Below are 24,914 nucleotides of genomic sequence, written 5' to 3'. Positions count from 1 at the left end.
CAAAAACGTTGTCGTCATGTCTGTCGATCGCATTGCAAACGCGCGTCTGCGTGACCGCGTTGTCTCCGCTGAAGCCGCCGCCGCCCTGATCCAGCCGGGTGAAACCGTCGCCATGAGCGGCTTTACCGGTTCAGGCTACCCCAAGGCGGTGCCGGTCGCGCTGGCGCAGCGCATCGAAGCGGTGCACGCCCAGGGCCTGCCCTTCCAGATCAGCCTGATGACCGGCGCCTCGACCGCGCCGGAGCTGGATGGCGCGCTGGCCAAGGCCGATGGCATCGCGATGCGCATGCCCTTCCAGAGCGACCCGGATGCGCGCAACCGCATCAACGAGGGCAAGCTGGATTACATCGATATCCACCTCAGCCATGTCGCCCAGCACGTATGGTTCGGCTTCTATGGCGATATCGATACCGCGGTGATCGAGGTCTCGGCGATCCGCGAGGACGGCTCGCTGGTGCCCTCCACCTCGGTCGGCAACAACAAGACCTGGCTGGACCTGGCCAAGAAGGTGATCGTCGAGGTCAACGAATGGCAGCCGGCCGGCGTGGACGGCATGCATGACATCTACTACGGCACCGCGCTGCCGCCGCACCGCAAGCCGATCCCGCTGGTGCACGCCAACGACCGCATCGGTGAGACCGCGCTGCGCTGCGACCCGGACAAGATCGTCGCCGTGGTGCGTACCAACGGCCCGGACCGCAACAGTCCGTTCAGCCCGATCGACACCACCAGCGAGCAGATCGCGCAGTACCTGATCGAATTCCTCAAGCACGAAGTGGCCAAGGGCCGCCTGCCGGCCAATCTGCTGCCGCTGCAGAGCGGCGTTGGCAACATCCCCAACGCGGTGCTGGCCGGGCTGGCCAAGAGCGGCTTCCGCGATCTGAGCGCGTTCACCGAGGTGATCCAGGACGGCATGCTCGATCTGCTGCGCGATGGCGTGCTGAGTCACGCCTCGTGCACCGGCTTCGCGCTGAGCCCGCAGGCGAACGAGACCTTCAAGGAACACATCGATTTCTACCGCGAGCGCATCATCATGCGCACGCAGGAGATCTCGAACCATCCGGAGCTGGTGCGCCGCCTGGGCTGCATCGGCATGAACGGCATGATCGAGGCCGACCTGTACGGCAACGTCAACTCGACCCACGTGATGGGCAGCCGGATCATGAACGGCATCGGCGGCTCGGGTGACTTCGCGCGCAACGGTTTCCTGTCCGCGTTCCTGAGTCCTTCGACGGCGAAGAACGGCAGCATCTCGGCGATCGTGCCGATGGTCAGCCACGTGGATCACACCGAACACGATGTGTCGGTGATCGTCACCGAACAGGGCCTGGCCGATCTGCGCGGGCTGACCCCGCGCAAGCGCGCGCGGGTGGTGATCGACAACTGCGCGCATCCGGATTTCCGCGATCAGTTGAACGATTACTTCGACCGCGCCAGCCGCGAGAGCTATGGCAAGCACACCCCGCATCTGCTGCCCGAAGCGCTGTCGTGGCACCAGCGGTGGCTGGATACCGGGACGATGAAGGCGTAATCGTCCGAGGGTAGTGCCGGCCGCTGGCCGGCACCTTCCGTCAGCCGCCCCGCAGGCTTGCCAGCGATTCGGCCTGCAGCCGCGCGTAGATCGCGAACTCGTCCTCCACCGTCATACCCAACGCCTGCTCGAAAGCATCGCGGTTGGCATGTGCGGCGTAGGCGCGCTGTTCGTCGCCGCCGAGATTGGACTGGAAGATGCCCGCAGCGCTGACCGGCAGGAAATCCTCGTAGACGATCGGATCGGCACTGGCCAGCCCGGCGGCAATCAGCGCTTCGGCCGGCAGATCACCCACCGCTCCCGGGTTGGCGCGACCGGCGTCGGTCAGGGCGTAGCGGTAGTACCCCAGGCCCTCGCGGCGCAGGGTGTCGTGGTCATCCGGGAAGGCGATGAATGCCTCGGCCAGGCGGGTCGGGTAATCCTGGCCGGTGCTGCCGGCACCCCCACTGTCGCGTGCCTGCGCAAGCAGTTGGTCGTAAAGCGCGCGCCCTTTGGGCGTCAGGGCGAGGCCGCGCTGTTCGATCTCACCGAAACGCGCGGTATGCGTGCCGGTATCGCCAGCGTCCCCCGAGGGGAAGTGCACGGTTTCTTCCAGCGCCTTGAAGCTGGTCTGGCGCAGCAGGATCGGGCACCGACGCGGTGGTGGGCCTTCGATCACGGCCTTGGCGTCGATGCCACGGGCCAGCATGCCGTCCTGCGCGGCGTCGATGTCCAGCGTGCGCGGGGTCAGGTGATTGATGTGCGGGCCGCGGAAGCTGACCACGTCGGCGATCAGCCGGTGCGCGTCATGCAGCGCGTGATAGGTATCCAGTGACACCGTGGCGTCGCCATGCCAACGGAAGGTCTCCAGCGCCTCGATGACGAAGCGGCGCGCATCGGCTTCGTCGAGGCCACCCTCGCGTTCGGCCTGCGCGATCAGGGCCAGCGCGGTGTCGGTGAAGATCCGGCGCTGGGCAAGAATGGCAGCGGACTGCTCGCGCAGCGCGGCGTTCTCGATCAGCTCCAGCCGCAGCAGCGAGGTGAACACGCGGAACGGATTGCGCGCCAGCGCCTGCGCGGTGCGCGGGCGGAAGGCGGTGGAATGCACAGGCACGCCGGCCACCGAGAGGTCGTAGTAGCCGATCGGGTACATGCCCATCAGCGCGAACAGGCGGCCCAGCGTGGCCAGTTCTTCTGCCGTGCCGACCCGGATCGCACCGTGGCGTTCCTGGTCCAGCCGGGCGCGTTCATCGGTGCGGTCCAACTGCTCGGCCAGCGCCGGATGGGCGGTCAGCACGGCATCGTTGATCTCGGCCACCAGGTCGACCAGCGTGCCGTACAGCGGCACCTCGGTGCGGTACATGGTGGACATCGCCTGGGCGAACAGGCTGCGGATATCGTCGGGTGAAACGAAACGGTCGGTGCTCATGACGTACTCGGCAACGGATCACGGGGGAAGGTGCAGCAAGCGCTGCATTGTCGCCGAGGGCGTGGGTTACCGCGATCTGCACAGCAACAAAGAAGTCCCTCAGCGCGCGGGTGGCGTGGGGCTGCTCGCCGCACGCTGGCGCTGCTCGCGGTTGCCGAGCTGGCGCTGCAGCGTCGCGTCCAGCGTCACCGGTCGGTCCCAGTGGTCATGGCTGGCGACGATGGCGTGGCGCAGGGCGCGCCAGTGCAGGTTGGTCGGCGTGACCGGCAGCTGGGCCACCACCGCTTCCCAGCGCTTGGCCTCACCCTCCTCCGGTACCGTGCGCGACCACGTCTGCACGCTCTCGCGGCAGGAACGTTCGATCACATGCGCCCAGAAACAGGCGAAGTAGACGTCGCCGGCCTGCCAGCCGTGGGTGTGCATCAGCGCGGCGATATAGCCGCGCGAGACACCGGCATAGCGCGAGACTTCATCCAGAAAGCTGTCCGGGTAGCGTTCGGCGTAGTGGTTGATGTCCTGCAGCTGGGCATCCACCCAGGCATCGCCGGTGTCCACCACGTAGGCGGCGGACTTCTCCGGGGTCTGCTCGGCCGTGGCTGCACAGGGCAGCATCAGCAGCAGCGCGAGCAGGCCGGCGCGCATCATCCGGCCTGTGCGGCCTTGGCTTCGATGGTCCGCAGGGCCTGCGGCCAGTCGAAGGCGGTCGGTGCGTCGACCATGCGCGGCTCGTCGTCGGCCACGCCGTGCTGGGTCTCGTGCGCCCAGGTCACTGCGTACGGGGTGTGGATACCCCAGCCACCGAGGGTGATCACCGGCTCGATATCCGAGCGCAGCGAATTGCCGACCATCACGAAGCGCTTGATCGGCAGATCGAACTCTTCCAGCACGCGAGCATAGGTTTCCGGGTCTTTCTCGGAGACGATCTCGATGCGCGGGAACAGGTCGCGCAGGTTGGCCACCTTGATCTTGGCCTCCTGATGGAACAGGTCGCCCTTGGTGATCAGCACGACCGGGTAATCGCGGGCGATCTCGGTGACCGACTCACGCACACCGTCGATCAGCTCGACCGGGTGGCGCAGGGTGTCGTGGCCGATGTCCAGCATCTGCTGCAGGTCGCGGGCGCTGATGGTCTGGTTGGTGATCTCGATGGCGGCTTCCACCATCGACAGGGTCATGCCCTTCACGCCATAGCCGAACACGCCGAGGTTGCGCTGCTGCACTTCCAGCAGGTGGCGCGCAGTCTGCGTGTCGTGCACGTCGATGTAGCGCGACAGGATATCCAGGTAGTCCTGCTCGGCCTTGCGGTAGAAATCCTCGCTCTTCCACAGCGTGTCATCACCGTCAAAACCAACCAGGCCGATAGCGCCTTGCGGCGTGGGCAGGGAAGTCATCATCGGCCAAGGATACCAACAGCGGCCCAGCGGCCCCACCCCGGCGGCCCATAAAGAAAGGGCGGCCGAAGCCGCCCTTTCCCCCTCACTGCGCTACCGGTGTCCCCGGTCCTTACTTGCTCTGCTGGGCGCCATTGCCGGCGGCCTTGCCCTGCTGGGCGGCCACGTACGCCTTGTATTCATCCGGCGAGAGCTCGCCGTCCTTGTTGGTGTCGGCCTGGTCGAACACCTGGGCAAGGCCCGCGTTCACCTGTGCCTCGGCCTTGCTGATGGTGCCGTTGCCGTCGGTATCGACGCTGGCCCACGTCTGGCCACCGCCACCACCGGCCTGCGCGGAGGCCTGCGCTGCGGCGTTGGCAGCGGTATCTGCTGCGTCGCCCGCCTGCGCTGCCGCCTGCTGTGCCTGGGCGGCCTGATTCTGCGCCTGCGCGGCACTCTGTTGTGCCGACTGGGCCATCGCCGGAATGGCCAGCACACTGCCTGCTGCGACGATCAGGGCGATCAGGGGCTTGCGGTTGCGAATAGTCATTGGGGTGGTCTCCTTGGTAGGTATTGCGCGGCCTGTTGTTTCCGCACGGCCCCACACTGCCACCCCGTTTGTGAATCGATATTGCCCCTCGACCGCGCTGCGCACGCGGCCTTAACCACCTGCGCGAACGCGTGCATTACCGCAGTGGTTAGCCACAGGTGAGCGGTTGGTAATACGCCCATTCATTGGCCCCGGATTTAACCGGATGCGAACGCAATCTCACGCGGTGTTGCTGTTTTTTTCGCCTGAGCGGGAACTGAACAAAAGCCACCCCAGTGCCACACCGCCGATCGCACCGGCCACTTCGAGCACCACGCGCGAGCCCAGCTCGTTCGGATCATGGATACCGGCGAGGAACAACCGCGCATACAGCGGCGACTCCAGCCGCATCATGCCCATGTAGAAGAGATTCCACGCATCGATGCCGGCCGAGGCCACCACCGCGATCACGCAGGCCCAGCCGATCGCATGCCCGTCGGTCCAGCCTGCCCAGCGGCACAGGCGATGCCACAGCGCATACACCAGCAGCCCGACCAACAGTGCGATCAGCCCTGCCTCCAGCGTTCCCAGCAATCCAACGTGCAGCGGCAGGTTCATCGTGGTCCGATCCGGCGGTCAGTGCACAGTGTAGCGGTGTGCCTCAGCGGACCGGCACATCGTAGGCGGTGGTCGGCGCCGGCTCGGGCTGCAGGGTGAAATGCCACCACTCCATCGGGTAGTTGGCGAAGCCGCGACGTGCCATCGCCTGGCGCAGGTGCTGGCGGTGGCTGCGCTGGGCCTCGCTGATCTCCGGCGCATCGGTATGCGCGCGCGGGCCGAAGAAATCGAAGTCGGTGCCCATGTCCACGGGCGCGCAGGAGCCGTCGCGGCAATCGAGCAGGGTCAGATCGACCGTGGCAGCCCGGCTGTGGCCGGAGGTCTCGGCGATGTAGTCGCCAAGCAGGGCCGGCTTGTCGATGTCCGGGTACTGCAGGGGCTTGCGCGACTGCTCCTTGGGATCCTGTGCCCAGGCGACGAAGGCCTTCACCGCGTGAGCCGGGCGGTAGCAATCGTAGAGACGCAGCGCGTAGCCCTGTGCCCGCAGGTCGGCCTCCACCTGTGCGAGCGCGGTCGCCGCCGGGGCGAGCAGATAGCACTTGGGTGCGTCATAGCCGGGCACACGCTGGCCGGTGAAGTTGTCGGGGCCGGCGTAGCGGATGTCCTGTTCGATCACCGGTGCCAGCGTGCGGATGTCGACCAGTCCGGCCTCGGCCACATCGCGCGCGGGCGAGATCGTCACCGCTGGCGCTGCCGCGTGGGCACTGCCGGCCAGCAGCGCCAGCAGCAGCGCGCTACGGACAATCGCCGGTGCGGGTGAAGTGCAGGTCCTGGTAGTCATAACTGAAGTCGATCTCCGGATCGATCGCGGCCAAGGTCAGGGCGGGCGTCGCGCCTGGCTGCAACTGCAACCAGGGCTCGGCATCGGCCCCGAGCGTATCCCACTGCACCAGCCAGCGCTCACCGAGCTGCATGACCTGGCCGCGCAGCATCGGCGACTTGGCGACGCTGAAACGCAGCGCGCCCTGCGCCGGGCAGAGCAGCGCCTCGCCCAGCCACGGATCGCGATAACGGCCGTGCGCGGCGGCGGCGGTGCGAAGCGAGGCGGGTCGGCGCGCGCCGGTATCCGGGCGCACCTGCCCGGCATCGCGGCGGCCAGTGCGCTCCTGGTCCAGCAGGGCCAGATAATGACTCACATCGGCCGTGTCGTCCGGTGCGGTGTAGGTCTTCAACGCGGCCTGCATCAGCGCGGTGCGTGCATCCTCGGCGTCGCTGTTGATCAGGATCACCACACCGACCTTGCGGTCCGGCAGCAGTGCGAGCGAGGAATACATCCCGGACAGCGTGCCGGTGTGGGCCACCTTCCACTGGCCGTCCATGTCCGACACGCGCCAGCCGTAGCCGTAGGCGGACACATGTGCGTTGTCCCAGCGACGTTGGCGCTCGCCCAGCGGCATCGGCATGTGCGCGGTCCACAGCGCGCGGCGCTGCGCCGTGCTCAGCCAACCAGGAACCAGCGCCGGATCGAGCAGCACCTGCATCCAGCGGGTCATGTCGCGCAGGCTGCAGCGGATGCCGCCGGCGGCCATCGAGGTCAGATCGGCACTGGTGTCACCATCGGCACCACGCACCACGTTGCGGCCGTCTTTCCGCGCGTGCGGCTGGGCAACGTTGCCGACCGCCGCGACCGACCACGCGCCGACCTGGCAGCGATCCATGCCCAGTGGCGAGAAGACTTCCTCGCGCAGCAGTTGATCGTACGGCTTGCCACCGGCGGCGGCGGCGACTTCGCCGGCGACCACATACATCAGGTTGTCGTAGGCATAGCCGCTGCGGAAGCTGGTGACCGGCTTGAGGTGGGCCAGCCCGGCGATGATGTCCTGGCGGGTGAAGCGGTTCGGCTCGGGCCACAGCATCAGATCGCCGGCGCCCAGGCCCAGGCCGCTGTTATGGATCAGCAGATCGCGGACCTGCATCTGCTGCGTGACCCACGGGTCATGCATGCGGAATTGCGGCAGGTACTTGATGACCGGATCGTCCCAGCGCAGGAGACCGCGGTCGACCAGCCGGGCGAGCAGCGCGGCGGTCATCGCCTTGCTGTTGGAGGCGATCTTGAACAGGGTATCCGGATCGATGGCCTCACCCTGCCCGGCGCGGCGCTCGCCACGGGTGCCGATGAAGACGGGGTTGCCATCGTCGACGACGGCCATGGCGATGCCCGGCAGCTGTTCGTGGGCGACCGTCTGATCGAGCAGGCGATTGAAGGTGTCAGCGGGCTCGGCTGCCCATGCGCTGGGGGCGATGGCCAGGGTGCAGGACAGGCCAAGCGTGAGAAGGCGGGATCGACTGTGTGTTGAAGCGCGTGACGGCATGGGTTCCCTCGTCATGACCGGAGGGCGTGCTTCTTTGGCCGCCGGTTGAAAGCTGTACCGACCACCGGTCGGTACCTGCCGGATCGCGGTGAAGGCAGGTGCCGACTCGCTGTCGGCACCTGCCACATGCGCACCGGATCAGAAGTTCCAGGTCACCATCAGCTGCGTGTACCGCGGGGCCTGCCAGCGGGTGCCGGTGTTGAAGGTGTTCTCACGCACCTGGCCCGGCTGGGCTTCATAACGCTGGTGCACGTTGATGACGGTCTGGTTGTTGAACAGGTTGTAGACCGACAGGCGTGCGCTCAGGTCGATGCCCTCCACCGGCAGCCGCCAGGTGACGTTGGCGCCCATGGTCCAGGTCCACGGCAGGCGACCGAAGGCGCCGCGCGGGCTGTACTCGAACTGGCGCTGGTTGTACGCGCCCGAGCAGTTGGCCACGCACAGCCAGCCGGTACCGCCGCCGCTGCCTTCACTGGAGGTGCTGCCGCCAGCCACGGTGTCGTTGGGCCACATCACGCCGAAGGCGGTGATCGGGCCACCGGACACCACCTGCAGCGTGGTGCCGAACGACCACTGCTCGTTCAGCGCGTAGGCGGCGCGGAACTTGAACTGATGGCGGAAGTCGTTGAACAGCGGGCCATAGCGCTGGTTGTTGGACGGATGATCCCAGTGCTGGACCATGCCGGTGTCGCCGTAGTTGGTATCCGAATTGACCGGACCTTCGAAGTTGCCATCGCTGCGCGACCACAGATAGGACGCGTTGAACAGCCACTTCTCATCCCACGCACGGTCGATCTGGAATTCCAGCGCCTTGTAGGTGCGCTTGGGCTTGGAATAGCCCACCACCTCCAGGCTGCCGCCCTTGCGGTAGCCATCCTTGGAGGTGTCGATGGTGATCCAGCCTTCGGTGGCGCAGCCGATACTGGAGTCGCCCCAGATGGTCAGGCTCTCGCCCGGGTTGGCGATCGGCCACAGGGTGGTGCCCGTCGGGCCGCACGGGGTGTGGTTGATGCGCATGTCATCCAGCGCGCGGTCCATCTTGCGGTAGGTCGCGTTGACGCCCCACGACCAGGCCTGGTTGATCATGGTCTGGAAGCCGAGGATGTACTCGTCCTGGTAGACCGCCTTCAGGTCCTTGTCCACGCTCTGGCGCAGGTCGGCCGCGCCGGTGTTCATGCGGGTATCGACCGGGCCGATCTGCTGGCCGATGACCGGAGCCATGTACGGCGCGCCGGTGACCGGGTTGGCCTGCTGCTGCCAGCCGTTGAGCACGTAATAGGAGTACTCGTCGGTGAGGCCGCCGGCGAAGTTGACGTTGATGTTGTTGGTCACCGGCAGGTAATAGCGGCCGGCATTGCCGAACAGCTTGGTGCTGCCGTCGCCTTTCATGTCCCACGAGAAGCCGAAGCGCGGCGCGATCAGGTCGTCCATCTTGATGAAGGCGTCGCCATCGGCGGTGCGGTTCTCGAAGCGGTCCCAGCGCACACCGAGGTTCAACATCAGGTTCGGGGTGATGTTCCAGATGTCTTCCAGGTAGAACGCGTTGGCTTCGGTCTCGAAGGTGCCGCCGGACACGCGGTTGCGTGCGCGCAGCATCTCGGTCACGCCGGCCGGCACATAGGCGTTGGCGCCATCCCACACTTCATCGCCGGGCCGGGCGACGTAGGCGGTGTAGCTGAGCTGGGTCGGCCCCGGGTAACGCGTGGACTGTTCGGTGGTCATCAGCTCGCGGTCAACACCGAAGCGCAGCAGGTGCGTGCCCAGCTGCCATTCGAAGTCCAACCGCGCGACTTCACGCGTGTCGTCGCGTTCGGCAACGGCCGCGCCGGTGGGATGGCAGCCCGGTCGCAGACCATTGAGCTTGCCCAGACGTGACGCATAGCTGGCATCGGTGAATACCGGGCTGCACGCTTCATCCAGCGAGGAGTTGGTGAAGGCGCGCTGGTTGTTTTCGCCGACCATGGCACGCGCGGTGAAGTTCTCGCCGAAGTGACCGGTATAGGTCGCCGACCAGTTCTTGCCACCGGTCTCGGTGACCGAATCGCCGCCCCACGCACCGATCTGATCGTCATCCCAATCGTAGTTGTACGCGCCGTTGGTGATCTCGCCCTCATCGGAGAACGCCAGCAGCGCCAGGCTGTGGTTGTCGTTGATGTTCCAATCCAGCTTGGCGCCCCAGAAGCCGTTGTCGCTCTTGTTCTTGAACCAGCTCAGCGCGTCGGAGGAGGTGTTGTGGCCGGTGTCGTCGCGATCTTCATACATCGCGAACAGGAACAGCTTGTCCTTGATGATCGGGCCGGAGCCCCAGACGTTGGTCTTCAGGAACGAGCTGTTGTCGCGGCTGGCATAGGAATGCGGCGTGCCGTCGCGGTGGAAATGGTCACGCGGGCTGGAGCGCAGCGCGCTCGGTTCGGCGGTGACTTCCACACCGCCCTGGAACTCGTTGGTGCCCGAGCGTGTCACCGCGTTGATCACGCCGCCGGTGGAGCGCCCGAACTCGACCGAGTAGCCACCGGTCTTGACCTGGAATTCGTTGAAGAACCCGAACGGCGCGCTGGAGAAGCCACGACGGGTGTACATGTCGGTGACGTTCAGGCCGTTGATGAAGACCGCGTTCTCAGCCACCGAGGAACCGGCGAAGGACAGGCCACCGAACGAGGAATTGCCGCCGACCACGCCGGGTGCCAGCAATGCCACTGCCGATAGATCCTGCGCCACGGGCAGGCGCGACAGCTCCTGGCGGTTGACGTTGAACGAGGTTTCGGTGGAATACACATCCACGCGATTGACCACGCGGGCACCGATCACCTGCAGCGCATCGAGGTTGACCACGTCGCCGCTGCTGGCCAGGTTGACCGTGGTGGTGCCGCCGACCGCCACGCTCACCGCGAACGGCTCGCCCAGCTTCTGGCCATCACGGCTGAGCTGCAGCTGGTAATCGCCGACCGGCAACTGGCCCAGGCGGTAGCTGCCATCGCCACTGGCGGTGACCGTACGGGTCAGGCCGGTCGCGTTGCTGACCACCGTCACCTGGTCACCGGCCGTGGCACGACCGGCCACGGCACCACTGACGTTCTGTGCCGAAGCGCCCATCGGCACCAGGCTGCCCAGACACACCCCCAGCGCGGCGTACAACGCCGCACGCTTCAATCGCTTTGCATTCATTCCCTGCTCTCTCCTGCAGATGTGGAATCGTGGATACCGCCGTTTACCGCTTTGCCGCCAGTGGCACCACGTGCGACTGGACGTCGTAATGCCATTGATCGAAGTACAGGTTGCCGCCGGACCACTCGGCCTCACCGCGCTGGGAATCCACCGTGTCCGAGCGGACGTGCTGCTTGGCTGGCACCAGCGGCTGGCCGTAGTCGTCGTTGAAGGCGATGCGATAGGCATCCAGCCCGCCCAGATAGAAATCGCGCAGCGCCGGCTGCGGGCTGTCCAGCCGCCCGGTGGTGACATCCATCGGCACCCAGCCATACGGGGCCAGATACACCGCGCCCCAGTCGTGCAGGTTGTTGTAGCCGACCGCATCGTCCGAATAGACCATGCCGGACTGCCAGCGCGCGGGAATGCCGTTCAGGCGCAACAGGGCGATCAGCAGCAGCGTCTGCTGCCCACAATCGGCATGGCCGGCGTGCAGGGCGTAATCGCTGATGTTGGCGATCGTCGCGTACTCGCGCGCACCGGCCCACGGAATGGCGTCCACCGCGTCGAACAGCGTCTGCACGATCCGGTAGGGATCGGTCTCAGTCCCGACCACCTGCTGCGAGTACGCACGCAGCGCCGGGGTGAACACGATGTGCGGCGCCTGCTCGGCGAGGTACGGCTTCAGCGCAGGATCGTCCGGGGTGGGCTGGACCCTGGCCGGATCGATCTCGATATGCCGCGCGTACACAGTCACTGCGTAGCGGATCTGGAACTCCGTGGGCGTGCCGGCCACCGCCTTGCGCTCCAGGTAGGCGGTCCGCTGCAGCGTGGCTTCAGGCGCCACCTGCGCACCGGCCGGCGTACTCGCGATCCAGGTGATGTCTTCCTGCTGGCCAGCAATGGCGCGCGGGTACGGAATCCACGCGCGGATGGTTTCTCCGGCAGGCACCGCATCGGGCTTGACCACCAGCGACTGGGTCACCTCGATGCGGCGCGGCACCAGGCTGGTCGCGCCCGTGGCGCGGGCGGCGGCGACGATCTCCTCGTGGTGCGGATGCAGATGCTCATAGGGGCCATCCTTCGGCAACGGGGCATCAGGTGCCCGCCGGGCGCGTGCCTCCGCGCTGATCCGGAACAGATTGGACGGCGCGCGTTTGAAGTAGCGGCGCTGGCCGTCGACATCGAGGTGTTCGATCAGGCCGGCGGCGTCCCAGCGCGCGAAGTCGTCCTCGCGAAGGTCGGGGATCTGCTTGCGCAGCTGCGCCTTGGCAGCCGCCGCATCCAGGGTGAAGTCCAGTCGCATGCGTCGCATGCGTTCGCGCTCGAAGGCATAGGCCTGACGATCGGCTGCCGACAGGCGCGGATCCTGCAACGCCGTCGCGATGTCCGCCTCGGCCTGCGCGAACGCACCGCGGTCGATCCCGGCGATCACCGTCGGCAGCGCGGCCGGCGCAGCGGCCAGCCCCCACGGCGTTGCCAGCAGACCAGCGCACAGGCACCAGACAGCAGGCAGAGGCAATCGCGGTTTGCGCATCACAGGATCCACGGCGACACTTCCCAAGGTGCGGGTGGGGTAATCGCTGTGTAACACGGGCCTGATAGCCGGTCAATAATTTATTCTTGCTTTCGCCGAAAAAAGGAATAAATATTCCTGATGCTTCCGAGGAGGGTGACCGCGTGATGATCCTGGCTTCCCCCCACCGCCCCGTGCGGTCCCGCTGGTTGTCGCGCACTTTACTGGCGGCGGTCCTTGCGACGACGCTGGCGCCGGCATGGGCCGAGGCGCCGCGTGCTGCGCCCACCGCCGATTTCGGCGGGGTCATCGCCCTGCGCGAGGCGTATCTCGCGCCCGGCTTCTGGGCCGATCGCCTGCCCGATCCGGACCGCGTGATCCTCGATCGCGCGGCTATCGCCGCGCAGAACGCCCGCATGCGTGCCGAAGACGGCTCGATCCACGATCTCCGTACGCTGCCGGCGCAGCTGCCCCGTGCTCAAGTGCTGGGCAGCATCCAGTCGCTGTCCACGTGGCCGGAGCGCACGCTGTATGGCCAGGATGGCAAGCCCATCAGCGACGGGCAGCGCAGGGAGACGCTGGCCAATCTCGCGCTGGACGCGATACCGGCGCAGCGCCCCCTGCAGTACGGCCTGGTCACCCATCGTGCCGCGCTGCGGGCGTTCCCGACCACGCTGCGGGTCTTCAGCAGTCAGGGCGACACCGACATCGATCGCTTCCAGGAGTCGGCGCTGTTCCCCGGCGACGCGGTGGCGGTGCTGCATGAAAGCGCCGACGGGCGCTGGCTGTTCATCACCAGCGAACGTTACTCGGCGTGGATCGAGAAGCGCTTCGTGGGTATCGGTAACGCGGACACCGTGCTCGGCTACGGTCAACGCGGTCCTTACCGCGTGGTCACCGGCGCCACGGCGTTCACCGCCTACACCCCCGAGGAACCGCGCGTGTCGCGGCTTCAACTGGACATGGGCGTGCGCCTGCCGGTGATCGCCGACTGGCCGCTGGAGAAGACCGTCAATGGCCAACAGGCCCACGCGGCGCATGTGGTGCGGCTGCCGGTGCGCGATGCCGAGGGCCGTCTGGCACTGATCCCGGCGCTGCTGCCGCGCTCGCAGGACACCGCGGACGACTACCTGCCGCTGACCCCGCGCACACTGCTGACCCAGGCCTTCAAGTTCCTCGGCGAACGCTACGGCTGGGGCCACGATTACGACACCCGCGACTGCAGCGGCTTCGTCTCGGAAATCTACCGCAGCGTCGGCGTGCTGATGCCACGCAACACCAGCGCGCAGGCGATCAGCCCCGCGCTGGACCGCATCGCCTTCACCGCGAAAGACGGCAAGCCCACGCGCGACGCCGCGGTAAAAGCACTGCAGGTCGGCGATCTGGTCTACATCCCCGGCCACGTGATGATGGCGATCGGCCACATCGACGGCCGTACCTGGCTGATCCATGACACCGCCGGCGGCGGCTGGATCGGTGCGGACGGCAAGCGCGTGCAGGCCCATCTCAACGGCGTGTCGGTCACTCCGCTGGAGCCGATGATGGCCAGCGATACCGTGAGCTACATCGACCGCATCACCAACATCCAGCGCCTTCGGCCACAGACCCCCTGAATGAAGATCACCGACATCGAACTCGGCATGCTGCGCGTGCCGCTGAAAACTCCGTTCAAGACCGCGCTGCGCACCGTGGACACCGTTGAAGACGTGGTGGTGCTGGTCCGCACCGACAGCGGCCACACCGGCTACGGTGAGGCGCCGGCCACGGCGGTGATCACCGGCGATACCCACGGCTCGATCATCGAGGCCATCGACAGCTTCATCAAACCGCGCCTGATCGGCGAGGACGTGGCCAACCTCAACCGGCTCTGCGGCCTGATCCAGACCTCGATGGAACGCAACACCAGCGCCAAGGCGGCGGTGGAGATCGCGGTCTACGATCTGTGGGCGCAGCTGCACAACGCACCGCTGTACCGCATGCTCGGCGGTGGCGACCCGGTGATCACCACCGACATCACCATCAGCGTGGACTACATCGACAAGATGGTGGCCGACTCGCTCTCGGCGATCGAACGCGGCTTCGAGTCGCTGAAGATCAAGGTCGGCAAGGACATCGGCCTGGACATCGAGCGCGTCAAGGCGATCCACGCCGCGGTGCAGGGTCGCGCCCTGCTGCGCCTGGATGCCAACCAGGGCTGGACCGCCAAGCAGGCCGTGCACGCGATGCGTGCGCTGGAAGAAGCCGGCGTGGTGCTGGAGCTGCTGGAGCAGCCGGTCAAGGCCGCCGACATCAGTGGCCTGAAGTACGTCACCGACCGGGTCAACACCCCGGTGATGGCCGATGAAAGCGTGTTCAACCCCGGCCAGGTATTCGACCTGATCCAGCAGCGCGCCGCCGACATCATCAACATCAAGCTGATGAAGACCGGCGGGTTGTCCAACGCGATCCGCATCGCCGACATCGCCGCGATCTACGGCGTGCCGTGCATGATCGGCTGCATGATCGAATCGAGCATCTCGGTGGCCGCCGCCGTGCACCTGGCCGTCGCCAAGAGCGACATCATCACCAAGGTGGATCTGGACGGGCCATCACTGGGCCAGTTCAACCCGGTCACCGGTGGGGTCAACTTCAACGAATCGGAGATCACCATCAGCGATGCGCCCGGGCTGGGCATCACCGAGGTGCGTGGGCTGGAAATGATCACGCCGCGGCGGTGGTCCTGACCCCGTGCCCATGCCGCCCCTGGTGAAAATCCGCTCCGAGCGTGACCACATGTCGGCGATCGAACGTCGCATCGCCGACTTCATCCTCGACAACGCCCACCTCCTGCGCGATTACTCCTCCCAGCAGTTGGCCAGTGCATTGGGGATCAGCCAGTCCAGCGTGGTCAAGTTCAGCCAGAAGCTCGGCTTCAAGGGCTACCCCGATCTCAAGTACTCCATCGGCGAGGCCGTCGCGCGCGCCGGCAATGACCCGCACAGCCGACCACCCGCGCCGGAGGCGGCCGACGGCTTCACCCAGATCGCCGAGCGGCTGCGCGCAAGCAAAGCCGCCGCCGAAGAAGAAACCTGGCTGGCCAATCCACAGGCCGACATCGAAGCCATCGTGCAGCTGATCGACGGGGCACCCAAGGTGTTCGTCTACGGTCTGGGCGATGACGGCCTGTACGCGCGTGAGTTCGCCATGCGGCTGTCGCTGCTCGGCATGCTCACCGTGCACCACGCCGACCCGATCCTGATGATGGCCAACCTCTCGGCCGCGCGGCCCGGGGATGCGATGCTGGTGTTCTCCGAGTTCGGCAAGCTGCCGCAGTTGTTCCAGCTGTCGCGCCAGTTCCAGGACATGGGCGGCAAGGTGGTCTCGATCACCCGCCACAGCGCCAACCCGCTGCGCGCGCATGCCGATGCCAGCCTGGTGCTGTGCGCCCACGACCCGGCGCCGCACGTGGCGCAACTGCTGTACCGTTCCTCATTGCAGTCCCTGCTGGATGTTGTCTTCGTCCTGCTGTGCCACGCCAACCCGGACCGCCACCGCCAGCTCGGGGTGAACCTGGAACGGATCGAACACCTGATCGACAGCTGATCCCTGGAGTCCGCCACGATGATGTCGCTGTTCCGTTCCGTCACCGCCGCCGTGTTGCTGGTCGTCAGCGCGCCCCTCTTGGCCACCCCACTGGACGGCAGCACGCAGCTGGTCGTGGTCACCACCGAAGGCTGGGAGGCCACCCAGGGCAGGCTGCAGGCTTTCGAGCGCATCGACACGGGCTGGCAGCCACATGGCGCCGCCTTCGATGTGGCCGTGGGCCGCAGCGGCAGCGCTTGGGGCGAAGGATTGCACCCGGCCCAGTCCGCAGCCCCGCAGAAGCAGGAAGGCGACGGCCGCAGCCCGGCCGGCATCTTCGCGATCGGCCCGGCGTTCGGGTATGCGCCCGGCGTCACCAGCGGCCTGCCCTACCAGCCGATGCGCGATACCAGCTACTGCATGGATGTACCGGATTCGCCGTACTACAACCGCATCGTCGATGCGGAGGTGGTCGGCGCCGAGGCCGTGGAGGGCTCGACCGAGCCGATGCGGCTGGACCTGCACAACAAGGGCGACGTGCGCTATCGCGAAGGCTTCGTGATCGATCACAACCCGAAAGCGACGCCCGGCCGTGGCAGCTGCATCTTTGCCCACCTGTGGCGCGCGCCCGGTGAGGCCACCGCCGGCTGCACCGCGATGGACCCCGCACGGATGACCACGCTGCTGGCCTGGTTGAATGCCAGCGCGCGGCCGCGCTTCGTGCTGCTGCCGCGTGCGGAGTACCAGCGCCTGCAGGCCGAGTGGCAACTGCCCGTGCTGGCGGGGAGCGTGCATTGAGTACCGCACCGCCGGATCCGCAGCTCGAACGCGCGGTCAGCCGCTGGCAGATCGTCGGCCTCTCCATCAACGATGTGATCGGCAGCGGCATCTACCTGCTGCCGGCCGCCACCGTTGCCCTGCTCGGCCCCTTCAGCCTGTGGGGCGTGGTCGCCGCCGGCATCGTGGTCGCGCTGCTGGTGCTCTGTTACGCGCAGGCGGCCAGCTACTTCGACGAGCCCGGTGGCAGCTATCTGTATGCGCGTGAGGCGTTCGGTCGGTTTGCCGGGTTCGAGATCGGCTGGATGATCTGGCTGACCCGCATCAGCTCCGCTGCCGCGCTCAGCAATGCACTGGCCGATGCGGTGGCACGCTTCTGGCCGTGGGCCGGGCATGACATCGGCCGCGTCGCGATCATCGTCGTCTCGCTCGGTTTCCTCACCGCGGTGAACGTGGCCGGCGTGCGCTCGGCGGCACGCACCGGGGTCATCCTGGTGATCGGCAAGCTGTTGCCGCTGCTGTTGTTCGTGGCCATCGGCGTGTTCTACGTCGATACCGATCTGGCCTTCTCCGGCGTGCGCCCGGACCCGCACGATCTGCAGCGCATGGGCGAAGCCGCGCTGCTGCTGCTGTATGCCTACGCCGGCTTCGAGAACATTCCGGCCGCCGCCGGCGAGTACAAGAACCCGCGCCGCGATATTCCGTTCGCGTTGATCACCATGATCATCACCGTCACCGTGATCTACGGCGCGGTGCAGTTCATCGCGCAGGGCACGCTGGCCGGGTTGGCCAGCTCGCCGACGCCGCTGGCCGATGCCGCCGCCGGCTTCGGTGGACTCACGCTCGCCTTGATCCTGACGGTGGGCGCGACGATCTCCATCCTCGGCACCAACAGCAACACGATGATGATGGGCCCGCGCTTCCTGTTCGCCTTGGCGCGCGATGGCTACGGGCCGAAGATCCTGGCCCAGGTGCACCCGCGCTTGCGCACACCGGCGGCGGCGATCATCGCGCAGGGCCTGATCGCGCTGGCGCTGGCCTTGTCCGGTTCGTTCGTGCAACTGGCGCTGTTGTCGATGACCACGCGCCTGTTCGCCTACATCGGCACGGCCGCCGCGGTGCTGGTGCTGGCGCGGCGTTTCCGTGATCGCCCGGGTGCACTGAAGCTGCCGGGTGGCCCGTTGATTCCGATCCTCGCGCTGGTGCTGTGCCTGGCCCTGTTCGCCAGTGCGAGCTGGCAGAACATCGCCGCGGCGGGCATCGCGTTCGCCGTGGGTGCGGTGATCTACATGTTCCCGCGCCGCGATCACCAGGGCTGAGCAGATGCGCAGGTGAATGGCGCTTGATGTGTCATTCACCTCGCCGGTCCATGACGTTAACCCGGCTTTGGGTACGGTGAAACCTCACCCAACCGGAGCCAACACATGAGCACTGACTATCAGATTCCCGGCCGGGTGCCGGAAGACGGTGTCCCGCGCCAGGCCGTATCGGACTATTGGCGTGAGCGCTTTCCAAGCGAACCGTACTACGACAACAACCAGTTCTTCGATGATTACGAGCCCGCGTATCAGCTCGGTCATCGCACCCGTGCCGACGACATGATCCGCGCGTATGAAGAAGTGGAGGCGGAGCTGCAGTCCCGTTGGGCGCAGGAACACGGCCAGAGCAAGCTGAGCTGGGAACAGGCCCGCAATGCCGTGCGCCGCGGCTGGGATGAATCCACCGCGCTGCGCCAGGCGCACCTGGACAAGGGCGTGCCGCGCGGCACCTGATCGCGCTTGCCCGCAGAGCAACGGCGCAAACGGCAACGGCGGCCTTCGGGTCGCCGTTGTCATGTCTGCAGGACCTTTGGTCCACGCGGCGTTGATGGCCATGGTGTACAACAGGGGCTGGCCATCGCCTCCCCGACGGAGACTTCCATGACCCGCAAGCTGTTGCTCACCCTCGCCATCAGTCTCACCCCCGCCCTGTTCACCACCGCCTGCGTCGCGGCAGACACGGCCAGCCCCACCGCGCCCGTGCTCAAGAAGGCGCAGTGGCCGTTCGCGGCCACCGAATTCGCCCGCTTCGACGAACCGTGGGCGATGAGCTTCCTTCCCGACGGCAGCCTGCTGGTCACCGAGAAGAAAGGCGCGCTGAAGCACTTCAACGTGCAGACCCGCAAGACCGCCACCATCACCGGCGTGCCCGAGGTCGCCTACGGCGGTCAGGGGGGCTTCGGCGATGTGCTGCCGCATCCTGACTTCGCGACGAACCAGCTGATCTATCTCAGCTACGCCGAGGAAGGCGATGGCGATACCCGCGGTGCTGCGGTGGCGCGTGCGCGCCTGGCACTGGCGGCCGATGGCAGCGGCACGCTGGAAGACCTCAAGGTGATCTGGCGCCAGACCCCGAAGGTCAGCGGCAAGGGGCATTACGGCCACCGTCTCGCCTTCGGTCCGGACGGCAAACTGTGGATCACCTCCAGCGAGCGCCAGAAGTTCGACCCCGCCCAGGATATGAGCGGCAATCTCGGCAAGCTGATCCGCCTCAACGACGACGGCAGCGTACCGGCCGACAATCCGTTCGCCTCGCAGGGTGGCGTGGCCGCGCAGGTGTGGTCGCTGGGCCATCGTAATGCGCTGGGTATCGCCTTCGATGCGCGCGGCAAGCTGTGGGTGCACGAAATGGGCCCGGCCGGCGGCGACGAGTTGAATCTGATCGAGCGCGGTGCCAACTACGGCTACCCGGTCGTCTCCAACGGCAGCCACTACGACGGCCGCGACATCCCCGACCACGACACCCGTCCGGAGTTCGCTGCACCCAAGGTGACCTGGACCCCGGTGATCTCCCCGGCCGGTTTCATCATCTACAACGGTACGCAGTTCCCGGCGTGGAAGGGTAGCGGCTTCATCGGCGGCCTGTCGTCCAAGGCGCTGGTCCGCGTGGCCTTCGACGGCGACAACGCCCGCGAGGCCGAGCGCTTCGACATGGGTGAGCGCATCCGCGAGATCGAACAGGGTCCGGATGGCGCGATCTGGCTGCTGGAAGACGGCAGCAACGGCAAGCTGCTCAAGCTCACGCCGAAGGCCTGAGCCTTGCCAGGCTGCCGGCGCATCGCCGGCAGCCTGCATGACTCACACGCGTTCCGGCGCTGCACCGGCTTACTGGATGGTCACGACCTTGACCTCGGTGCGGCTGCACGCCTGATCCAGGCAGGTGCCGTTGAGCCAGACCTGGCCGTCACCGATCATCACCCCCTGCTGGTTGACCATGACGTCGTCGAATTTCTGCGCCGCGATGGCCTTGCGCACGGCCGGGGTCAGGATGCGCTCATAGTTGCGCTGGAACTCGCCGGGGCCGGTGATCCTGGCGCCGTTGGCGATGTTCAAGGGGAAGCGGACTTCCTCGACCACGGCGGCGCGATCGCCGCCATTGACGGCTTTCTGGAAGGCATTGAAGACCGTTTCGTACTGGGCAGAATCGCCGAGGACCTGGTCGATGCGCTGACGGACATCGCGGGTGCCAGCGCTGGTCGGCGCGGCGGGTGTCGCGGTGGCGTCCGCAGCAGGTGTCGTGGCACCGCCCGAAGCAGGCACAGCGGCATCCGGCGCGGGGCTGCCGGCAGTGACCGCATCCGGCGAGAGACCCGAGGACGGCACGCTGTCACCTGGCGTCGGCCGGCCTTCGGGAATGGCCGTGGCCGGGCCTTGGGCGGGATCGGCGGCGGTATCGGCCGGCGGCGGCGCCGACGGACTACAGGCGGCCAGCCACAACGGGCTGGCCAGGGCCAACAGCAACGGGGTACGGGTCAGGCGCATGGGGGGGCTCCATCGGTTTCACGAGGGAGCCAGCGTACCCGCCGAAACGTCAGCCGCCGATGATGGCTCACGGTGGCGCCGGCCAGCGGCCGGCACTACCGGGTGACGCGAGGCCGGCTCAGGCGGCCAGCAGCTCGAAGATCACCGGCTCGCCGCTGGCCGACGATGCGCACACCCACAGCTCGAACTGGCCCGGCTCGGCGCGGAACACGCCATCGCGGCCGGTGAAGCCCAGCGCATGGCGGTCCAGCGTGAACTGCACCTCGGTGCTCTCACCCGGCTGCAGGGCGATCTTGTCGAAGCCCTTCAGCTCGCGCACCGGCCGCACACGGCTGGCCACACGGTCGTGGATGTACAGCTGCACCACTTCCTCTCCCGCCACCGCACCGGTGTTGGTCAGCGTGGTGGTGATGGTCAGGGTGTCGTCCCAGCCCAGCTGCGCGCTGCTCAGCTGCGGCACGCCATAGGCGAACGTGGTGTAGCCGATGCCGTGGCCGAAGGCGTACGCCGGCTCGTTCGGAATCTCGCGCCAACGTGCCTTGAACTCGGACATGGTCGGCAGTTCCGGGCGACCGGTACGCGCGTGGTTGTAGAAGTACGGCTGCTGGCCGGAGACCTGCGGGAAGCTGACCGGCAGGCGCCCGGACGGGTTGTAGTCACCGAACAGCACATCGGCCACGGCGTGCCCGGTCTGGGTGCCCAGGTACCAGGTGATCGCCACGGCGTGCGCATTGCGCACGGCGCCCTGCAGGGCCAGCGCGCGACCATTGCGCAGCAGCACCACCAGCGGCTTGCCGGTCATCGCGACCGCTTCAGCCAGCGCCTGCTGCGCCGGCGGCAGCGTGATCTCAACGCGCGACTGCGCTTCACCGCTGTAGCGCTGCGGTTCGCCCAGGGCGAGCACCACCACGTCGGCACGCAGCGCGGCGGCCACGGCCTGTTCGATACCGTCCTGCACGGCCGCTTCCAGATCACAGCCCGGCACGATTTCCAGCAGCGATTCGTCGCTGATCGCCGCGCGCACGCCGCTTTCCAGCGTGACGTAGCGCGACTTGTCGCCGAACAGCGTCCAGCAGCCTTCGATGTTCTCGCGGTCCTGCACGAACGGCCCGATCAGCGCGATCTTCTGGCCGGCCTTCTTCAACGGCAGCACCGACTCGGCGTTCTTGAGCAGCACGATCGAGCGGCGCGCGGCATCGCGCGAGAGCTCATCATGTGCGGCGATGTGCGAAGTGTCCGCTTCGCGTGCCAGATCCAGCGAGCGGTACGGGTCGTCGAACAGACCGATCGCGTCCTTCAGACGCAGGATGCGGCGCACCGATTCGTCCAGCGTGGCCATCGGCACTTCGCCACTCTCGATCAGGCCCGGCAGGTGCTCGGCATAGAAGCCGCTCTGCATGCTCAGGTCCAGGCCGGCAGTGAAGGCCTTGGCGGTGGCGTCGCGGTCATCGGCGGCGTAGCCGTGCGCGACCAGCTCCATGTCGGCGGTGTAATCGGAGATCACCACGCCCGGGAAGTTCCACTCCCCGCGCAGGATGTCGGTCAGCAGCTCGGCGTTGGCGCTGGCCGGCACGCCGTTGATGTCGTTGAACGAGGACATCACGGTCAACGCGCCCGCGTCGAAGGCGGCCTTGAACGGCGGCAGGTGGACGTCGCGCAGGGTCTGCGGCGAGATGTCGACCATGTTGTATTCCATGCCGGCCATCACCGCGCCGTAGGCGGCGAAATGCTTCGGCGTGGCCAGCAGCGCATCGTCGGCGCGCAGGTCCGGGCCCTGGAAGCCGCGCACACGGGCGGCGGCGAATGCACAGCCCAGCACCACGTCTTCACCGGCACCCTCGGCACCCCGGCCCCAGCGCTGGTCGCGGGCGATATCCACGGCCGGTGCATAGGTCCAGTGCAGACCGGCGGCGGTGGCTTCCACCGCGGTGGCACGTGCGGTGCGCTCAGCCAGGTCCGGCTCGAAGCTCGCGGCCTCGCCCAGCGGGATCGGGAACACGGTGCGCATGCCGTGGATCACGTCGGCAGCCAGGATCACCGGGATCTTCAGGCGGCTTTCTTCCAGCGCGACCTGCTGGATCCGGCGGCCGGCTTCCACGCCGACGCCGTTGAACAGCGAGCCCACCTTGCCCTCGCGCACCTGCTGCAGCACCTGGTCGGCGTTGAGGACATTGGCTTCCGGGTTCACGTCCGGGGCGAACGGGCGGACCATGTCGGCGAACACACCCAACTGGCCGACTTTTTCTTCGACGGTCATCTGGGCAATGAGGGTTTCGATACGATCGGCGGCCACCGGCTGTCCTTATGAAAACGTTTACAAGCCCGGGATTCTAGCGTTCCCGAAGCGGTTGTGAATGACTTTTGCGTTCATTTTTCTTCCCCGCGGGAAGATCTCCACCCCCGCCGGCACGCCGACAGGGGCAGAGGAGCTTACTCTTCCGCCGCCAGCCGCTGCTGCCCAGCCATCAGCATCGCATCGCTGGAGGCCTGGAACACCCGCAGCCCAAAGGCCGGCAGGATCGCCAGCAGGTGATCGAACACGTCCGACTGCACGCCTTCGTACTCACCCCAGGCGGTGCTGCGGGTGAAGCAGTAGATCTCCAGCGGCAGGCCTTCGGTGGTCGGTTGCAGCTGCCGTACCAGCAGGGTCATCTCCGTATGGATGCCCGGATGCTGCTTCAGATAGCGCTCCACGTAGGCGCGGAACGTACCGAGGTTGGTGACCCGGCGCGCGTTGACCGCCGCCATGCCCTTGGCCCGCAACCCGGCGTTGTACTGCTGCAGTTCGGCCTGCTTCTCGCGCAGGTAATCGCCCAACACCGCGAACTGCTCCAGCTCGGCCAGCATCGGCGCATCGACGAAGCCGACACTGTGCTGGTCCAGGTACAGCGCGCGCTTGATCCGGCGGCCGCCTGCTTCCTGCATGCCGCGCCAGTTCTTGAACGACTCGGTCACCAGCTTCTTGGTCGGGATGGTGGTGATGGTCTTGTCGAAGTTCTGCACGGTAATGGTGTGCAGGGCGATATCGATCACATCGCCATCGGCGTTCTGGCTGGGCATTTCGATCCAGTCGCCCAGCCGCACCCGGCCATCGCCGCTGATCTGCACGCTGGCCACCAGCGACAGGATGGTGTCCTGGAAGATCAGCATGAGTACCGCGGTGGCCGCGCCGAGGCCGGTGACCAGCGGGCCGAGCTTCACCCCCAGCAGGGTCGCCACGATCGACAGGCCGGCGATCACGAAGACGATGATCTTCACGACCTGCAGGTAGCCCTTGATCGGCTTGTTGCGCGCATCCGGGCGGCGCTCGTACAGATCGTTGGCGGCGTCCAGCGCATGCGAGACCGCCAGCGCCACGGTCAGCACCGCCCACGCCCGGCACGCCCCGATCACGAACTCCACCAGCTCCGGCGGCAGGTCCGGCACGATCCGGATGCCGGCGGCGATGACCATGCTCGGCACCACGTTGGACAACCGCGAGATCACCCGCAGGTTGTTGCCACCTTCATTGCCCGCGCTGTGGCCAGGCAGCCGGTTGACCAGCTTGCGCAGGCCACGCAGCAGGATCTTCTTGGTGACGAAGTTGGCCAGCCAGGCGGCCAGGGCCAGTGCTGCCAGCACCAGCAGGGTGTAGGCCCAGGGCCAGGGTTCGAGGGTGTTCTGCAGGCCGTCCAGCCATCGGGTTGCCGCTACCGCATCCAACATCGTGTATTGCTCTCCTATCTGGGGTATCAGGGCGTTGCCAGGTCCTGCGCGCTGCGCTCGATGATCACGCCGACCGCGCGCGCGCCGCGTACCGCACCGGGCTTGCTGAGTTTGAGCCGCAGCCATTGCACGTTGAATTCACGCAGCACGATCTCGGCGATGCGCTCGGCCAGGGTTTCGACCAGGCCATAGTCCGAGTCACGCACGAACTGCTCGATGCGCTTGCTGACGGCTTTGTAATTGAGGGTATCGGCGATGTCGTCGCTGGCCGCCGGGCGGCGGTTGTCGAAGCCCATGTCCAGATCGAAACGCAGGGTCTGGCGGATCCGCCGTTCCCAGTCGTAGATCCCGATCAGGGCATCGATTTCGAGCCCTTCAATGAATACCTTGTCCATAGCCATGCCACGTGGAAGATGGCGACCATGGTAACGGGGCTGTCCGGAATGTGCCGGGAACCGGGGTGAGGGGGCCGTCCGCACCGGTGCCGGAAAAGACAAAGGGTCCCGCGCGGGACCCTTTGCTTACCACCACTGTCCCCGGGGGAAATGGGCTGACCCATCAGCTGATCCCGGTGGCACACGTGGCAACGGTACCGGTGTTGCCGAATAGGGTCAACGGTCTGAATCCGGATTTACGACGTAGT

Annotated in this window: 21 protein-coding genes; 8 read left to right on the top strand and 13 right to left on the bottom strand. The window is 66.8% G+C overall.

Features of this window, described 5'->3' with window-relative positions; translation table 11 throughout:
• The first annotated feature begins 16 nt into the window (after positions 1 to 16).
• The gene (locus ABE463_RS02930; protein ID WP_346467197.1) at positions 17 to 1,531 is read left to right on the top strand and encodes an acetyl-CoA hydrolase/transferase family protein; all 1,515 of its coding nucleotides are present in this window, start codon (positions 17 to 19) and stop codon (positions 1,529 to 1,531) included.
• 40 nt (positions 1,532 to 1,571) lie between these two features.
• Here the strand turns inward: ABE463_RS02930 and ABE463_RS02925 are convergent, their stop codons facing one another.
• The 9 genes from ABE463_RS02925 to ABE463_RS02885 all read right to left on the bottom strand — a co-directional run bounded on the left by ABE463_RS02925 (position 1,572) and on the right by ABE463_RS02885 (position 12,461).
• Positions 1,572 to 2,939, bottom strand: a complete 1,368-nt coding sequence (locus ABE463_RS02925; RefSeq protein WP_346467196.1) for a VOC family protein — start codon at positions 2,937 to 2,939, stop codon at positions 1,572 to 1,574.
• Positions 2,940 to 3,038: 99 nt separating this feature from the next.
• Positions 3,039 to 3,584: a hypothetical protein gene (locus ABE463_RS02920; protein ID WP_346467195.1), complete on the bottom strand. Its 546-nt coding sequence runs from the start codon at positions 3,582 to 3,584 to the stop codon at positions 3,039 to 3,041.
• Positions 3,581 to 4,333 (bottom strand): HAD family hydrolase, encoded by a 753-nt coding sequence (locus ABE463_RS02915; RefSeq protein ID WP_123731350.1) that lies wholly within the window; start codon positions 4,331 to 4,333, stop codon positions 3,581 to 3,583. The genes ABE463_RS02920 and ABE463_RS02915 overlap by 4 nt, the downstream gene beginning before the upstream one ends.
• Before the next feature lie 109 nt (positions 4,334 to 4,442).
• Positions 4,443 to 4,859 carry an EF-hand domain-containing protein gene (locus ABE463_RS02910; RefSeq protein ID WP_259262113.1) on the bottom strand — a complete coding sequence of 139 codons (417 nt, stop codon included), beginning with the start codon at positions 4,857 to 4,859 and terminating at the stop codon, positions 4,443 to 4,445.
• Between the two features lie 219 nt (positions 4,860 to 5,078).
• Entirely contained in the window at positions 5,079 to 5,456 is a 378-nt protein-coding gene (locus ABE463_RS02905; RefSeq protein ID WP_121042305.1) for a hypothetical protein, read from the bottom strand.
• Positions 5,457 to 5,499: 43 nt separating this feature from the next.
• Positions 5,500 to 6,237 (bottom strand): M15 family metallopeptidase, encoded by a 738-nt coding sequence (locus ABE463_RS02900; protein ID WP_346467194.1) that lies wholly within the window; start codon positions 6,235 to 6,237, stop codon positions 5,500 to 5,502.
• Entirely contained in the window at positions 6,191 to 7,768 is a 1,578-nt protein-coding gene (locus tag ABE463_RS02895) for a serine hydrolase domain-containing protein (RefSeq protein WP_346467193.1), read from the bottom strand. Before ABE463_RS02895 ends, ABE463_RS02900 begins: the two co-directional genes overlap by 47 nt.
• Positions 7,769 to 7,906: 138 nt before the next feature.
• Positions 7,907 to 10,933, bottom strand: coding sequence for a TonB-dependent receptor (locus ABE463_RS02890; RefSeq protein WP_346467192.1), 3,027 nt, complete (start codon positions 10,931 to 10,933; stop codon positions 7,907 to 7,909).
• 43 nt (positions 10,934 to 10,976) lie between these two features.
• Positions 10,977 to 12,461 (bottom strand): transglutaminase domain-containing protein, encoded by a 1,485-nt coding sequence (locus ABE463_RS02885; protein ID WP_346467191.1) that lies wholly within the window; start codon positions 12,459 to 12,461, stop codon positions 10,977 to 10,979.
• A gap of 134 nt (positions 12,462 to 12,595) precedes the next feature.
• Between ABE463_RS02885 and ABE463_RS02880 the strand changes: the two genes are divergently transcribed.
• The 7 genes from ABE463_RS02880 (at position 12,596) to ABE463_RS02850 (ending at position 19,840) form a co-directional block, all read left to right on the top strand.
• Entirely contained in the window at positions 12,596 to 14,041 is a 1,446-nt protein-coding gene (locus ABE463_RS02880; RefSeq protein WP_346467190.1) for an SH3 domain-containing protein, read from the top strand.
• On the top strand, positions 14,042 to 15,151 hold the full coding sequence (locus tag ABE463_RS02875; protein ID WP_123731355.1) for a dipeptide epimerase: 1,110 nt from the start codon (positions 14,042 to 14,044) through the stop codon (positions 15,149 to 15,151).
• A gap of 10 nt (positions 15,152 to 15,161) precedes the next feature.
• Positions 15,162 to 16,010 (top strand): MurR/RpiR family transcriptional regulator, encoded by an 849-nt coding sequence (locus ABE463_RS02870; protein ID WP_121042293.1) that lies wholly within the window; start codon positions 15,162 to 15,164, stop codon positions 16,008 to 16,010.
• An 18-nt stretch (positions 16,011 to 16,028) separates the two neighbouring features.
• Complete coding sequence (locus tag ABE463_RS02865) at positions 16,029 to 16,787, top strand: L,D-transpeptidase family protein (RefSeq protein WP_346467189.1); 759 nt, start codon at positions 16,029 to 16,031, stop codon at positions 16,785 to 16,787.
• Positions 16,784 to 18,085, top strand: coding sequence for an amino acid permease (locus ABE463_RS02860; protein ID WP_346467188.1), 1,302 nt, complete (start codon positions 16,784 to 16,786; stop codon positions 18,083 to 18,085). The genes ABE463_RS02865 and ABE463_RS02860 overlap by 4 nt, the downstream gene beginning before the upstream one ends.
• A gap of 105 nt (positions 18,086 to 18,190) precedes the next feature.
• Complete coding sequence (locus ABE463_RS02855) at positions 18,191 to 18,538, top strand: hypothetical protein (RefSeq protein WP_152153756.1); 348 nt, start codon at positions 18,191 to 18,193, stop codon at positions 18,536 to 18,538.
• Positions 18,539 to 18,685: 147 nt separating this feature from the next.
• The gene (locus tag ABE463_RS02850; protein WP_346467187.1) at positions 18,686 to 19,840 is read left to right on the top strand and encodes a PQQ-dependent sugar dehydrogenase; all 1,155 of its coding nucleotides are present in this window, start codon (positions 18,686 to 18,688) and stop codon (positions 19,838 to 19,840) included.
• 69 nt (positions 19,841 to 19,909) lie between these two features.
• On the opposite strand, the gene ABE463_RS02845 is transcribed toward ABE463_RS02850, so the two are convergent.
• The 4 genes from ABE463_RS02845 to folB form a co-directional block, all read right to left on the bottom strand.
• A complete protein-coding gene (locus ABE463_RS02845) occupies positions 19,910 to 20,566 on the bottom strand; it encodes a hypothetical protein (RefSeq protein WP_346467186.1) in 657 nt (218 codons plus the stop codon).
• 118 nt (positions 20,567 to 20,684) lie between these two features.
• On the bottom strand, positions 20,685 to 22,859 hold the full coding sequence (locus ABE463_RS02840; protein WP_346467185.1) for a glycoside hydrolase family 3 N-terminal domain-containing protein: 2,175 nt from the start codon (positions 22,857 to 22,859) through the stop codon (positions 20,685 to 20,687).
• A gap of 137 nt (positions 22,860 to 22,996) precedes the next feature.
• On the bottom strand, positions 22,997 to 24,271 hold the full coding sequence (locus tag ABE463_RS02835; RefSeq protein ID WP_346467184.1) for a mechanosensitive ion channel domain-containing protein: 1,275 nt from the start codon (positions 24,269 to 24,271) through the stop codon (positions 22,997 to 22,999).
• Between the two features lie 26 nt (positions 24,272 to 24,297).
• A complete protein-coding gene (gene folB, locus ABE463_RS02830) occupies positions 24,298 to 24,666 on the bottom strand; it encodes a dihydroneopterin aldolase (protein ID WP_123731362.1) in 369 nt (122 codons plus the stop codon).
• Positions 24,667 to 24,914 lie beyond the last annotated feature (248 nt).

This window comes from Stenotrophomonas sp. TWI819, assembly GCF_039673075.1.
In the GTDB taxonomy this organism is placed as follows: domain Bacteria; phylum Pseudomonadota; class Gammaproteobacteria; order Xanthomonadales; family Xanthomonadaceae; genus Stenotrophomonas; species Stenotrophomonas rhizophila_B.
The sequence above is the reverse complement of the archived record's forward strand: the minus strand, read 5'-3'. Positions and strand labels throughout refer to the sequence as shown.

Coding starts and splice junctions, on each gene's coding strand:
- ABE463_RS02870 (WP_121042293.1), top strand. CDS start 15,162: ATGCCGCCCCTGGTGAAAATCCGCTCCGAGCGTGACCACATGTCGGCG.
- ABE463_RS02835 (WP_346467184.1), bottom strand. CDS start 24,271: ATGTTGGATGCGGTAGCGGCAACCCGATGGCTGGACGGCCTGCAGAAC.
- ABE463_RS02845 (WP_346467186.1), bottom strand. CDS start 20,566: ATGCGCCTGACCCGTACCCCGTTGCTGTTGGCCCTGGCCAGCCCGTTG.
- ABE463_RS02890 (WP_346467192.1), bottom strand. CDS start 10,933: ATGAATGCAAAGCGATTGAAGCGTGCGGCGTTGTACGCCGCGCTGGGG.
- ABE463_RS02875 (WP_123731355.1), top strand. CDS start 14,042: ATGAAGATCACCGACATCGAACTCGGCATGCTGCGCGTGCCGCTGAAA.
- ABE463_RS02855 (WP_152153756.1), top strand. CDS start 18,191: ATGAGCACTGACTATCAGATTCCCGGCCGGGTGCCGGAAGACGGTGTC.
- ABE463_RS02865 (WP_346467189.1), top strand. CDS start 16,029: ATGATGTCGCTGTTCCGTTCCGTCACCGCCGCCGTGTTGCTGGTCGTC.
- ABE463_RS02915 (WP_123731350.1), bottom strand. CDS start 4,333: ATGATGACTTCCCTGCCCACGCCGCAAGGCGCTATCGGCCTGGTTGGT.
- ABE463_RS02930 (WP_346467197.1), top strand. CDS start 17: ATGTCTGTCGATCGCATTGCAAACGCGCGTCTGCGTGACCGCGTTGTC.
- ABE463_RS02900 (WP_346467194.1), bottom strand. CDS start 6,237: ATGACTACCAGGACCTGCACTTCACCCGCACCGGCGATTGTCCGTAGC.
- folB (WP_123731362.1), bottom strand. CDS start 24,666: ATGGACAAGGTATTCATTGAAGGGCTCGAAATCGATGCCCTGATCGGG.
- ABE463_RS02925 (WP_346467196.1), bottom strand. CDS start 2,939: ATGAGCACCGACCGTTTCGTTTCACCCGACGATATCCGCAGCCTGTTC.
- ABE463_RS02895 (WP_346467193.1), bottom strand. CDS start 7,768: ATGCCGTCACGCGCTTCAACACACAGTCGATCCCGCCTTCTCACGCTT.
- ABE463_RS02920 (WP_346467195.1), bottom strand. CDS start 3,584: ATGATGCGCGCCGGCCTGCTCGCGCTGCTGCTGATGCTGCCCTGTGCA.
- ABE463_RS02850 (WP_346467187.1), top strand. CDS start 18,686: ATGACCCGCAAGCTGTTGCTCACCCTCGCCATCAGTCTCACCCCCGCC.
- ABE463_RS02905 (WP_121042305.1), bottom strand. CDS start 5,456: ATGAACCTGCCGCTGCACGTTGGATTGCTGGGAACGCTGGAGGCAGGG.
- ABE463_RS02880 (WP_346467190.1), top strand. CDS start 12,596: ATGATCCTGGCTTCCCCCCACCGCCCCGTGCGGTCCCGCTGGTTGTCG.
- ABE463_RS02910 (WP_259262113.1), bottom strand. CDS start 4,859: ATGACTATTCGCAACCGCAAGCCCCTGATCGCCCTGATCGTCGCAGCA.